At 72.0% G+C, this 12,760-nt stretch carries 11 protein-coding genes; 9 read left to right on the top strand and 2 right to left on the bottom strand.

Annotated features, from left to right (window positions below; genetic code table 11):
* The first annotated feature begins 158 nt into the window (after positions 1 to 158).
* Positions 159 to 863, top strand: coding sequence for a corrinoid protein (locus DRV84_RS11320; protein WP_115980682.1), 705 nt, complete (start codon positions 159 to 161; stop codon positions 861 to 863).
* A 10-nt stretch (positions 864 to 873) separates the two neighbouring features.
* Entirely contained in the window at positions 874 to 1,542 is a 669-nt protein-coding gene (locus tag DRV84_RS11315; protein ID WP_115980679.1) for a DUF1638 domain-containing protein, read from the top strand.
* 232 nt (positions 1,543 to 1,774) lie between these two features.
* Here the strand turns inward: DRV84_RS11315 and bmt are convergent, their stop codons facing one another.
* Together bmt and DRV84_RS11305 are read right to left on the bottom strand one after the other, a co-directional pair.
* Complete coding sequence (gene bmt / locus DRV84_RS11310; RefSeq protein ID WP_115980676.1) at positions 1,775 to 2,791, bottom strand: betaine--homocysteine S-methyltransferase; 1,017 nt, start codon at positions 2,789 to 2,791, stop codon at positions 1,775 to 1,777.
* Between the two features lie 59 nt (positions 2,792 to 2,850).
* Positions 2,851 to 3,165, bottom strand: coding sequence for a DUF1476 domain-containing protein (locus DRV84_RS11305; protein ID WP_115980673.1), 315 nt, complete (start codon positions 3,163 to 3,165; stop codon positions 2,851 to 2,853).
* Between the two features lie 168 nt (positions 3,166 to 3,333).
* Between DRV84_RS11305 and purC the strand changes: the two genes are divergently transcribed.
* The 7 genes from purC to DRV84_RS11270 all read left to right on the top strand — a co-directional run bounded on the left by purC (position 3,334) and on the right by DRV84_RS11270 (position 12,567).
* Positions 3,334 to 4,095, top strand: a complete 762-nt coding sequence (gene purC / locus DRV84_RS11300; RefSeq protein WP_115980670.1) for a phosphoribosylaminoimidazolesuccinocarboxamide synthase — start codon at positions 3,334 to 3,336, stop codon at positions 4,093 to 4,095.
* A gap of 63 nt (positions 4,096 to 4,158) precedes the next feature.
* Complete coding sequence (gene purS / locus DRV84_RS11295; protein WP_115980667.1) at positions 4,159 to 4,389, top strand: phosphoribosylformylglycinamidine synthase subunit PurS; 231 nt, start codon at positions 4,159 to 4,161, stop codon at positions 4,387 to 4,389.
* A complete protein-coding gene (locus DRV84_RS11290; protein ID WP_115980665.1) occupies positions 4,389 to 5,432 on the top strand; it encodes a zinc-binding dehydrogenase in 1,044 nt (347 codons plus the stop codon). The genes purS and DRV84_RS11290 overlap by 1 nt, the downstream gene beginning before the upstream one ends.
* A 131-nt stretch (positions 5,433 to 5,563) precedes the next feature.
* Positions 5,564 to 6,232, top strand: coding sequence for a phosphoribosylformylglycinamidine synthase subunit PurQ (gene purQ / locus DRV84_RS11285; protein ID WP_115980662.1), 669 nt, complete (start codon positions 5,564 to 5,566; stop codon positions 6,230 to 6,232).
* Positions 6,233 to 6,268: 36 nt separating this feature from the next.
* The gene (locus DRV84_RS11280; RefSeq protein WP_115980660.1) at positions 6,269 to 8,035 is read left to right on the top strand and encodes a sensor histidine kinase; all 1,767 of its coding nucleotides are present in this window, start codon (positions 6,269 to 6,271) and stop codon (positions 8,033 to 8,035) included.
* A gap of 6 nt (positions 8,036 to 8,041) precedes the next feature.
* Positions 8,042 to 9,400 (top strand): sigma-54-dependent transcriptional regulator, encoded by a 1,359-nt coding sequence (locus DRV84_RS11275; protein ID WP_115980657.1) that lies wholly within the window; start codon positions 8,042 to 8,044, stop codon positions 9,398 to 9,400.
* A 410-nt stretch (positions 9,401 to 9,810) separates the two neighbouring features.
* Complete coding sequence (locus tag DRV84_RS11270) at positions 9,811 to 12,567, top strand: ribonuclease E/G (protein WP_115980654.1); 2,757 nt, start codon at positions 9,811 to 9,813, stop codon at positions 12,565 to 12,567.
* Positions 12,568 to 12,760: the final 193 nt, after the last annotated feature.

The raw sequence follows: 12,760 nt of genomic DNA, 5'->3' as shown, positions 1-12,760 counted from the left end.
GCGGCGATCCGATCACAGGCGGCGCAGGAACGCGGCACAGGTCGGCTTCGGCTCCGCTTGTGTCGCGAAACGCCAAGTCGGCCCGGCGCGTTTGCCGCAGACACGGGCGCACGGGATGCATGCAGTGGTATCCGCGCCGGATCCGAGGGGAGCGCGCCATGGCCGAAAACGACGACGACATCGTTCTCGCGGAGCTCGACGACGAAGAGCTCGTGCAGCAGATGTGGGACGACCTCTACGACGGTCTCAAGGACGAGATCGAGGAGGGGGTCGGCATCCTGCTCGAGCGCGGCTGGGCGCCCTATCGCATACTGACCGAGGCGCTCGTCGGCGGCATGACGGTCGTCGGGCAGGACTTCCGCGACGGCATCCTCTTCGTGCCGGAGGTGCTGCTCGCCGCCAACGCGATGAAGGCCGGCATGTCGATCCTCAAGCCGCTGCTCGCCGAGACGGGCGCGCCCCGCATGGGCAAGATGGTGATCGGCACGGTGAAGGGCGACATCCACGACATCGGCAAGAACCTCGTCGCCATGATGATGGAGGGCGCGGGCTTCGAGGTGGTGGACATCGGCATCAACAACCCGGTCGAGAATTACCTCGAGGCGCTCGAGACCGAGGCGCCCGATATCCTCGGCATGTCGGCGCTCCTGACCACGACGATGCCCTACATGAAGGTCGTCATCGACGCGATGGTCGAGAAGGGCCTGCGCGACGACTACATCGTGCTCGTCGGCGGCGCGCCGCTCAACGAGGAGTTCGGCCGCGCCATCGGCGCCGACGCCTACTGCCGCGACGCCGCCGTGGCCGTCGAGACCGCCAAGACGCTCGTCGCGCGCCGCCACAACCAGCTCGCCGCCGGCTGAGGGCCCGGCGGTGGCGCCGGGAGAGACCAGCGCGCCGCGCGCGCCCGATCCGGAGAGGCTCACGCACGAGGGCCTCGCGCCCGCGCGCGCGGGGCGCGTCCTGCTCATCGCCTGCGGCGCGCTCGCGCGCGAAATCCTCGCGCTGCGCGCCGCCAACGGCTGGACGCATCTCGACCTGCACTGCCTGCCGGCGATCCTGCACAACACGCCCGAGCGCCTGCCGGAGGCGGTGCGCGCGGCGGTGACGCGCCATCGCGACGCCTACGAGGCGGTCCACGTCGTCTACGCCGACTGCGGCACCGGCGGGCGCCTCGCCGCCGTCTGCGCCGAACTCGGCGTCGAGATGGTGCGGGGGCCGCATTGCTACGCCTTCTTCGAGGGCACCGAGACCTTCGCCGCCCGCGCCGAGGACGAGTTCACCGCCTTCTACCTGACCGATTTCCTCGTCCGGCAGTTCGACGCTTTCGTCTGGCGCCCCCTCGGTCTCGACCGCCACCCGGAGCTGCGCGACGCCTACTTCGGCCACTACGAAAAGCTCGTCTACCAGGCGCAGACCGACGACCCGGCGCTGACCGCGCAGGCGCGGGAGTGCGCCGCACGCCTCGGCCTCGCCTTCGAGCGGCGCTTCACGGGGTACGGCGACCTCGCCGTGACGCTCCGGGACTGGGCCACGCGCTGAGAACGGGCGGAGGGGGCGCTGCCCCCTCTTGGCCTTCGGCCAATTCACCCCCGGAGTATTTGGACCAAGATGATGGGGGAGGTCAGCATCACACAGTCCATCATCTTGGCGTAAATACTCCGGGGGGTGAGGCCCCGACAGGGCCGAGGGGGGCAGCTCCCCCCTGATCGCACGAAGTGCCAGAGAGCGTGCGGCCGCAAGGCCGCTCTGCCCGGTCGATCGAGCGCCGGGGTCAGCCGCGGCGACGGCTGCGGCGGCGCCGCGGCGCGGGCTCGGCGCCGGGCTCCGTGCCGTCGGAGGCTGACGAGAAATCGCCCAGCGCGGCGGTGATCTCGGCGAGGGTGGGCGGCGGGCCTTTGGCACGCGTCTCAAGCGCCTCGCGCATGCGCGCGAGGTGCGCGGGCTGCGTCCCGCAGCAGCCGCCGATGATCCGCGCGCCGGCGTCGCGGGCGAGCACGGCGTACTCGGCCATCAGCGCGGGCGTGCCGTCGTAGTGGATGTGGCCGTCCACGAACTTCGGGATGCCGGCGTTGCCCTTGGCGATCACGGGGCGCGTCGCGCCGGCCTCGGCGAAGCCGAGCACCGTGCGCAGGAGGTCCGCCGCCCCGGTGCCGCAGTTCGCGCCGAAGGCGATCGGCGGATTGGGCAGCCCCTCGACCAGCTCGACCATGCCGGGGGCGGTGACGCCCATCATGGTGCGCCCGGCGGTGTCGAAGCTCATGGTGCCGCACCACGGCATCCCGGCGCGGGCGAAGGCCTCGGCGGCGGCGCGGTATTCCTCGGGCGCCGCGATCGTCTCGAGCCAGAGGACGTCTGCGCCGCCCTCCTTCAGCCCCTCGGCCTGCTCGTGAAACATCTCCACGGCGTCGGCGTGGCTGAGGCTGCCGACGGGCGCCATGATGTCGCCGGTCGGCCCGACGGAGCCCGCGACGACCACCGGGCGGCCGGCGGCGTCGGCCACCTCGCGCCCGATCTCGGCGGCGGCGCGGTTGAGCTCGCGCACCCGGGTCTCGGCCGCGTGGAGCTTCAGGCGCGAGGCGTTGCCGCCGAAGGAATTGGTGAGGAACAGATCGCTGCCCGCGTCCACGGCGCCCCGGTAGAGCCGGCGGATGCGGTCCGGGTGCTCGACGTTCCAGAGCTCGGGCGCGTCGCCGGAGGAGAGCCCCATCTCGAAGAGCGTGGTGCCCGTCGCGCCGTCGGCGAGGAGCCAGTCGCGCGTCTCGAGCAGCCGGCTGAGAAGGTCGGTCATCGGGGACTCCGCGCAGGGCAGCAACGTCGCGCCGCCGCCGGATCGGGACGGCGCCGCGCTCAGGATTCCTCGAGCAGCTGGCCCTTGGCCACGGCGAGCAGGTCGGCCATCTTCGCGCGGATCTCTTCCGGCATGGCGAGGTTGCCGAGGTCGCCGGCCACCTTGCGCACCACGTCCTCGTGGCCCGCCTCCTCGAAGTCGGCCTTGACCACCTCGCGGGCGTAGGCTTCGGCCTCCTCGCCGGTCTTGCCCAGCTTCTCGGCCGCCCAGAGGCCCAGGAGCTTGTTGCGGCGGGCCTCGGCCTTGAACTGCATCTCGGCGTCATGGGCGAACTTCGCCTCGAAGGCGTGTTCGCGGTCGTCGAAGGTGCTCATCGGTCGTGTCCTCAGGATGCCTGCGCGGGGCGCCCCGCGCGTCGCGCTCAGGTATGCCCGTCCGGCGCCCGCGCTGCAAGGGTCGCCGCGCTTGCGGCGGGGGGCGGCATGCCCTATGTCCACGCCATTGTCGCCGGGGGTGCCCCGGCGCGTTTCGATGGAGTCCCGATGGCGCGGCGCAACAAGATCTACGAGGGCAAGGCGAAGATTCTCTACGAAGGGCCCGAGCCCGGCACCCTCGTTCAGTACTTCAAGGACGACGCCACCGCCTACAACGCCGAGAAGCACGACGTCATCGACGGCAAGGGCGTGCTCAACAACCGCCTGTCCGAGTTCTTCATGACCGGGCTCAACGCGGTGGGCGTGCCGACGCATTTCATCCGCCGGCTCAACATGCGCGAGCAGCTCGTGCGCGCCTGCGAGATCATCCCGATCGAGGTGGTGGTGCGCAACGTCGCCGCCGGCTCCATGGCCAAGCGCCTCGGCATCGAGGAGGGCACCCCCCTGCCCCGCCCGATCGTCGAATACTACTACAAGGACGACGCGCTCGGCGATCCGCTGGTGACCGAGGAGCACATCGCCGCCTTCGGCTGGGCGAGCCAGCAGGACATGGACGACATGGTGAGCCTCGCGCTTCGGGTGAACGATTTCCTGTCCGGCGTGATGACGGCGGTGGGCATCCGCCTCGTCGACTTCAAGATCGAGGTGGGGCGGCATTACGAGGGCGACTTCCAGCGCCTGATCGTCGCCGACGAGATCAGCCCCGATTCCTGCCGCCTCTGGGACATCCAGACCGGGCAGCGGCTCGACAAGGACGTGTTCCGCAAGGACCTCGGCAATCTCTCGGACGCCTACACCGAGGTCGCGCGGCGGCTCGGCGTGATGCCGAAGAACGCCGCCGCGGGCACCAAGCCGCATCTCATCAACTGAAGGCCCGCGCGCGGGCGCGGATTTCTCGATCAAGGACCGAACGGCGAAGGAACGGGGCGGGCGATGAAGGCACGGGTCACGGTGATGCTCAGGGACGGGGTGCTCGACCCCCAGGGCGAGGCGGTGCGCCACGCGCTCGGCGCGCTCGGCTTTTCCGGTGTCGCGGGCGTGCGGCAGGGCAAGGTGATCGAGCTCGACCTCGCCGAGGGCACCACGCGGGACGAGGTCGCGCGCATGTGCGAGGCGCTGCTCGCGAACACCGTGATCGAGCGCTACGAGATCGAGATGGCGTGATGCGCGCCGCGCGCCTCTCCGCCTGGCGCGCGCCGCTGGAGCTCGTCTCGGCCCCCGATCCGACGCCGCCGCCGGGCGGCGTGGTGGTGCGCGTACTGGCCTGCGGCGTCTGCCGCTCGGACTGGCACGTCTGGACGGGCGCGGACCCGGACGTTGCCCTGCCCCACACCCCCGGGCACGAGTTCTGCGGCGAGGTGGTGGCGACCGGCGCGGGGGTGACGCGCTGGCGCGCGGGCGACCGGGTGATCGCGCCCTTCATCCTCGCCTGCGGCGCCTGTCCCGACTGCGCCGCCGGGCATCAGACGGCCTGCGCGCATCAGGTGCTGCCGGGCTTCACCGCGCCGGGGGCCTTCGCCGACTACGTCGCGGTGGCGCATGCCGACGCCAACCTCGCCGCGCTGCCCGCGGGCGTGGCGCCCGATCTCGCCGCCGCGCTCGGCTGCCGGGTGACGACCGCCTGGCAGGCGCTCACGGGGCGCGCGGCGCTGGCGCCGGGCGAGTGGCTCGCCGTGATCGGCGGCGGCGGCGTGGGCATCGCGGCGCTCCTGCTCGCGCGGGCGCTCGGCGCGCGGGTGGTCGTGGTGGACGTGGTGGACGAGAAGCTCGCCTTCGCCCGGCGCCTCGGCGCGGACGCGGTGGTGGACGCGCGCGCCGGGGACGCCGCGGAGGCGGTGCGCGAGATCACCGGAGGCGGCGCGCATGTCGCGCTCGAGGCGCTCGGCACGGCGGAGACGACCGCCACGGCGCTCCGGTCGCTGCGCAAGCTCGGGCGCATGGTGCAGGTCGGCATGCCGGCCGGGGATCACGCGACGATGACGCTGCCCTGGGACGTGGTCTATTCCGGGCAGCTCGCCATCTACGGCACGCGCGGGATGCCCGCGTGGCGCTATCCGCCGCTTCTGGACCTGATCGCCGCGGGCCGCGTGGATCTCTCGCCGCTCGTGACCCGGCGCGTCGCGCTCTCGGAGGTCACCGCGGAGCTCGCCGCCTTCGACCGCCCCGCCCCGCCGGGGGTGGCGGTGGTGACGGATTTCTCCGGCTGAGGCGGCGCGGGCGCGCCCCGGCGCACGACAGCGGGGCGCCGGCGTCCCGGCCGCAGCGGAGGGCTGGCGAAACCGGCGCGATCGGCGTATCTGACGGGCGAAACCCGCCGCACACCAACCGGAGACCGCCCATGCGCGCCGCCGTTCTCGTCTTTCCCGGCTCCAACTGCGACCGCGACGTCGCCGTGGCGCTGCGCGCCGCCGGCGCGCAGGTGGAGATGGTCTGGCACAAGGAGACCGAGCTGCCCGGGGGCACCGACCTCGTGGCGCTGCCGGGGGGCTTTTCCTACGGCGACTACCTGCGCTGCGGCGCGATCGCGGCGCAGTCGCCGATCTGCGGCGCCGTCGCGCGCCACGCCGAGCGCGGGGGCTACGCGCTCGGCATCTGCAACGGCTTCCAGGTGCTGACCGAGATGCGCCTCCTGCCCGGGGCGCTGATGCGCAACGCCGGGATCACCTTCCTCTGCCGGACCGAGGTGCTGATCGTGGGCACCGCCGAGAGCGACTTCACGTCGGGCTATTCCGCGGGGCAGGAGATCGCGCTGCCGGTGGCGCACCATGACGGCAACTACGCCGCCTCCGAGGCGGAGCTCGACCGCCTCGAGGGCGAGGGGCGCGTCGCCTTCACCTATGCGGAAAACCCCAATGGCTCGGCGCGCGACATCGCGGGCGTCCTCTCGGAGAACCGGCGCGTCCTCGGCCTGATGCCGCACCCCGAGCGCGCGGTGGACACGGCGCACGGCGGCACCGACGGGCAGGCGGTCTTTCGCTCGCTCGTCGGCGCGCTCGCCGACGCCTGACTTGTTCGCGCGCGGGGCGGGGCGTATCCTCCGCCCATGAAGGCCCCGGCACAGCAGGGACGGAAGATCTGGCGGCGCGGCGGGCCGCTGAGCTGGCGCGGGCGCATCGCCCTCGCCGCGCTGGTCGCGCTCGCCGCCGCGGTGGTCTGGATCACCAACGTCTTTCTGACCGAGCGCTTCACCGAGACGACGCGCAACCGCGCGGAGGTGCGGCTCGCGCTCTACTCGGGCAACCTCGTCTCGGAACTGCGCCGCAACGCCATCGTGCCGCAGCTCCTCGCGCGCGATCCGGCGCTGATCGGGGCACTGAACTCGGGCGACTACACGCAGTCCACGCAGCGGCTGATGAGCTTCGTGGACGAGATCGGCGCGGCCTCGCTCATGCTGCTCGACCGCGAGGGGCGCGCGGTGGCGGCCACCGACCGCGCGCGGCTGGGCTCCACGCACCGGACCCAGCCCTATTTCGTCGAGGCGCTGCGCGCCTCCGGCACGGTCTTCACCACGCTCCCGCGGGAGGCGGGCGGCTACCGCTTCACCTATTCGCGGCGCGTCGAGGGGCAGGCCGGCACCCTCGGCGCGATCCTCGTGGAGGTGGACCTCGCCAAATTCGAGCGGGCGTGGTCCGGCATCTCGGACGCGGTGCTCGTCACCGACAGCGAAGGGACCATCGTGCTCTCGACCGAGCCGCGCTGGCGCGGGCTGACGGAGGCGGAGGCGCTGAAACGCGAGCCGCCGCTCACCGCGATCCGGCGCGCCGTGCAGGAGGCGGTGGACTGGGCGACCATCCCCGCCGACGCCTATCTCGAGGGGCAGGCGGTGATGCGGATGGAGACGCGCATCCCCTTCCGCGGCTGGCGCATGGCGAGCTTCACCACCTACGCGAGCGTCCGCGACCAGGTGAACGCGGTGCTCGCGCTCGAGATCATGGCCTTCGCCATTCTGCTCGCTGGGGGCTTTTACCTGCTCAGCCGCAAGACGGCGCTGCGCATGGCGCTCTTTCAGCGGGAATCGGCCGAGCTCCGCGACCTGAACGCCCGGCTGCAGCGCGAAATCGCAGAGCGCGAGCGGATGCAGGAATCCCTCGCCGTGGCCGAGCAGAGCCTACAGCAGAGCTCCAAGCTCGCCGTTCTGGGCGAGATGTCGGCGGCGGTGAGCCACGAGCTGAACCAGCCGCTCGCGGCGATGAAGACCTATCTGGCCGGCGCGCGGCTTCTCCTGCGGCGCAACCGGCCCGAGGAAGCGGCCACCGCCTTTCACCGCATCGACGGGCTGATCGAGCGGATGGGCGCGATCACGCGCCAGCTCAAGGCCTACGCCGGCAAGGGCGCCGAGACGCTGGCGCCCGTGGACCTCGCCGAGGCGCTGACCTCGGCGCTCTCGATGATGGAGCCGCAGCTTCGGCAGGGGCGCGTGCGGGTCAACCGCGTCCTGCCCGAGGCGCCGGTGATGGTGATGGGCGACCGCGTGCGCATCGAGCAGGTGATCGTCAACCTGATCCGCAACGCCTTCGACGCCGTGAAGACCGCGCCCGAGCCGGAGATCGACATCCTGCTCGCCCGCGGCGAGACGGCCGTGCTGACCGTGCGCGACAACGGCGCGGGGATCGAGGACCTGACGGCGCTCTTCGAGCCCTTCTACACGACCAAGGCGCCGGGCGACGGCGTGGGCCTCGGGCTCGCCATCTCGTCGGGGATCGTCTCCGACCTCGGCGGGCGGCTCACCGCGCGCAACGCCGAGGGCGGCGGCGCCGTCTTCGAGATGCAGCTGCCGATCCTGACCGAAGACACAAGAGCAGCGGAGTGACGCGCCATGACCAAGGCCACCAAGATCGCCGTCGTCGACGACGAGCGCGACATGCGCGAGTCGATCAGCCAGTGGCTGGCGCTCTCGGGCTTCGACACGGAGGCCTTCGAGAGCGCCGAGGCGGCGCTGCGCGCGATCGGCCCCGACTATCCCGGCATCGTGATCGCCGACATCCGGATGCCCGGCATGGACGGGATGCAGTTCCTGAAGAAGCTCATGGGCCTCGACAGCGCCCTGCCCGTCATCATGATCACCGGCCACGGCGACGTGCCCATGGCCGTGGAGGCGATGCGCATGGGCGCCTTCGACTTTCTCGAGAAACCCTTCGACCCCGAGCGCATGACCGATCTCGCCAAGCGCGCCTCGGCGGCGCGGCGGCTGACGCTCGACACGCGCGCGCTGCGCCGTGACCTCGCCGAGGGCGGGCACATCATGGAAAAGCTCATCGGCGCGAGCCCGGCGATGGAGCGCCTGCGCGAGGATATCCTCGACCTCGGGCAGGCCGACGGCCACGTGCTGATCGAGGGCGAGACCGGCACCGGCAAGACGCTGGTGGCGCACGCCCTGCACGCGGTGGGCAGCTCGGCGGGCCGGCGCTTCGTGCTCGTGTCCTGCGGGGCGCTGGACGAGAACGCGCTCATGCGCCGGCTCTTCGGGCCGGACGACGCGGGCGCGGGACAGCTGCCCGCGATCGAGGAGGCGCGCGGCGGCACGCTCGTCCTCGAGGACATCGAGACGCTGCCCGACGCCGTGCAGGCGCGGCTATTGTCCGTGCTTGACGAGGAGGGCACGCCGCCCGAGGCGCGCCCCGAGATCCGCCCCGAAACCCGTGTCGTCGCCATCTCCAACCTTCAGGACGAGGGCGAGACCTGCGAGACGGTGCTGCGCCCGGACCTCTACTACCGCCTCGCCGCGCACCGCATCGTCGTGCCGCCGCTGCGCGCCCGCGGCGAGGACGTGCTCACGCTCTTCGCGCGGCTGACCGAGCAGTTCGCCGAGGAATACGGCTGCGAGACGCCGCAGGTCACCGCGCAGGAGGCCGCGCAACTCCTGCAGGCGCCGTGGCCCGGCAACGTGCGCCAGCTCATCAACCTCGCCGAGCGCGCGGTGCTTCAGGCGCGGCGCGGCCAGGGCTCCCTCGCGTCGCTCCTGATGAACGACCACGAGGAGATGCGCCCGGTGATGACCGCCGAGGGCAAGCCGCTCAAGGAATACGTCGAGGCCTTCGAGCGGATGCTGATCGACAACGCGATGCGCCGCCACAAGGGCTCCGTCGCGGCGGTCATGGAGGAGCTCTCGCTGCCGCGCCGCACGCTGAACGAGAAGATGGCGAAATACGGGCTGCAGCGCGCCGATTACCTCTGACCCGGGCGCCCGGGGCGCCGCGGCCGGCCAGCGCGCGCATTTTGGCATTGTATTCCGCGCCATGCTCGCACTATGGTGCCCCGAGGCGCGGCGCGCCCGACGTGCCGCCGCCGCAGGACGTTTCTCTGTTTCCGACGCTCAAGGGCGCTCCGGCCCGACGATCCGGAACAGACCGCCCCGGCCCCGCGCCGGCCCGATCGCCCCGACCGCAGCCGCGGAGGGCCCCAACGGATGTCCCTCGCGGGACGTCGAAGTGGAACCGCGATGACGCGCAGACGACCCGCTCAAGAGACCGGATCGACGGCACCAACGCCCATCTGTCGCGTCGCACCCATCGCACAGACAAGACACGGCCGCCCCGCCCCGCGCCCAAGTAGCGCGCGCACCGGGCCGCCGTGCGAACGGAAGACATGCCCAAGAAGATGCTCATCGACGCCACCCACGCGGAGGAGACCCGCGTCGTGGTGGTGGACGGAAACAAGGTCGAGGAATTCGATTTCGAGTCGGTCAACAAGCGCCAGCTCGCCGGCAACATCTACCTAGCCAAGGTCACGCGGGTCGAACCCTCGCTGCAGGCCGCCTTCGTCGATTACGGCGGCAACCGGCACGGCTTCCTCGCCTTCTCGGAAATCCATCCGGACTATTACCAGATCCCCGTCGCCGACCGCGAGGCGCTGATGGAGGAGGAGCGCGCCTACGCCGAGGAGCAGCGCGCGCGCGACGAGCCGGACGAGGAGAAGAAGCCGAAGAAGAAGACCCGCACGCGCAGCCGCGCCAAGCCGGCCGCGGCGAAGAGCGGCGACGCCGAGACCAGCACGGACACCGCCATCCAGGGGATGGAGACGATCGACCCCGCCGAGGGCGAGGAGGGAGTCTCGCCCATGGAGCGCGTCGGCGAGGCGCCGGTCGCCGCGCCCGAGGACACGGGCGAGACCGACACGGGCGCGACCGACACGGGCAACAACGGCGAGACGGGCGGCAACGGCGCGCAGCCGGGCGGCGAGGACGAGGACAAGCCCTTCGTCGCCGCCGATCACGCCGCCGAACGCGACGAGTCGATCGAGGCGGTCTCGGAGATCGACGATCAGGAGGACATCCGCCCGCCGCGCAAGCCCCGCCCGCGCCGCTACAAGATCCAGGAGGTGATCAAGGTCCGGCAGATCATGCTGGTCCAGGTCGTCAAGGAGGAGCGCGGCAACAAGGGCGCGGCGCTCACCACCTACCTCAGCCTCGCCGGACGCTACTGCGTGCTCATGCCGAACACCGCCCGCGGCGGTGGCATCTCGCGCAAGATCACCAACGCGCCCGACCGCAAGAAGCTCAAGGAGATCGCCGGCGAGCTCGACGTGCCGCGCGGCGCCGGCCTCATCATCCGCACCGCGGGCGCCAAGCGCACCCGCGCGGAGATCAAGCGCGACTACGAGTACCTGCAGCGCCTCTGGGAGCAGATCCGCGAGCTCACGCTGCAGTCTATCGCGCCGGCGAAGATCTACGAGGAGGGCGACCTCATCAAGCGGTCGATCCGCGACCTCTACAACCGCGAGATCGACGAAGTCCTTGTCGAGGGCGAGGCGGGCTACCGCAACGCCAAGGATTTCATGAAGATGATCATGCCGTCCCACGCCAAGAACGTGAAGCACTACCAGGACCCGCTTCCGCTCTTCGCGCGCTACCAGGTCGAGAGCTACCTCGGCTCGATGTTCAACCCGACGGTGCAGCTCAAGTCCGGCGGCTACATCGTGATCGGCGTGACCGAGGCGCTGGTGGCCGTCGACGTGAACTCCGGCAAGGCCACCAAGGAAGGCTCGATCGAGGACACGGCGCTCAAGACCAACCTCGAGGCCGCTGAGGAGATCGCGCGCCAGCTCCGCCTGCGCGACCTCGCGGGGCTGATCGTGATCGACTTCATCGACATGGACGAGCGCAAGAACAACGCCGCCGTCGAGAAGAAGCTCAAGGACAAGCTCAAGACCGACCGCGCCCGCATCCAGGTGGGCCGCATCTCGGGCTTCGGCCTGCTGGAGATGAGCCGCCAGCGCCTGCGCCCCGGCATGATCGAGGCGACGACGCAGCCCTGCCCGGCCTGCCACGGCACCGGCCTCATCCGCTCCGACGACAACCTCGCGCTCGCCATCCTGCGCGAGATCGAGGAAGAGGGCGTGCGCGGCCGCTCGCGCGAGGTGCTGGTCAAGGCGCCCGTCGCCATCGCCAACTACCTCATGAACCAGAAGCGCGAGCATATCGCGGTGATCGAGGCGCGCTACGGCCTCGCCGTGCGCGTGGAGGGCGACCCGATGCTGGTGAGCCCGGACTACAGCCTCGAGAAGTTCAAGCAGGCGACGCGCGCGGTCCCCGAAGCGGCGGTGCCCGTGGTCTCGCTCACCGCCTCCAGTGCCGCGCCGGAGGCCGCCGAGCCGGAGGCCGAGGAGGCCCCCGCCCCGGCCGAGGCCGCCGAGGGCGAGGAGGCGCCGAAGCCCAAGAAAAAGCGCCGGCGGCGTCGGCGCAAGAAGCCCGCGCAGGCGCAGGCCGGACAGGAGGAGAGCCTCTCCGAGGCCGCCGGCGCGCAGAGCCCGGCCGAGGCCGGCGAGCCGCTGGAGGCGGCGCCCGAGGGCGCGGCGCCGGACAGGGTGGCCTCCGACAGCGCGGCCCCCGAGGCGGCGTCCGAGCCGAGCGCGGACACCGGCGGCACCGAGGAGGCCCCGGCGCCCAAGACCCGCACCCGCCGCCGGCGCCCCAGCCGCGCGCGCAGCGCCAAGGCCGCCGACGCGGCACCGGAGGGCGACGCCCCCGCGCAAGCCGAGGCGTCCGCGCCGGCAGAGGCCCCTGCGCAGGCGGACGTGCCCGCACAGGCCGAGGCGCCAGCGCAGGCCGAAGCGCCGACGCAGGACGACGCGCCGGCGGAGGCCCCCGCAAAAACCGAAGCGCCCGCAGCGCCGGTCGAGGCGCCGGAGACGGCACCGAAAGCTCCAGTGGCGGAGAAAAAGACCGCCGAAGCGCCCGAGCCCACCCCCGCGGCCGAGCCGACGGAGCCCGAGCCCGCTCCGGCCGCCGAGACGGCGGCGCATGACGCCCCTGCCAAGGAGCCGGAGCCGGTGGGCGCCGAGGAACAGCCCTCGGAGGCGCGCAAGCCCAAGAAGCGCGGCTGGTGGATGCTCGGCCCGCGCTGACGGCGGCGCCGCGGCCTATCTTTCGGCAGACCGCTGCCCGGATAAGAAAACCGGCGCGCGCGGTGGCGATCGCCCCGCGCGCGCCGGCACGTAGGCTTTCAGGTGATGTTTCGCCGGAACCCCGCCACGCCCTGCCGCAAGGACCGGGCCGCCTCCGCGAGCCGCGTCCGGAGCCGCAGGACGGGGAGCGGGC

The organism is Rhodosalinus sediminis (genome assembly GCF_003385555.1).
Lineage (GTDB): Bacteria > Pseudomonadota > Alphaproteobacteria > Rhodobacterales > Rhodobacteraceae > Rhodosalinus > Rhodosalinus sediminis.
This window is presented reverse-complemented; position numbering and strand designations above follow the sequence as displayed.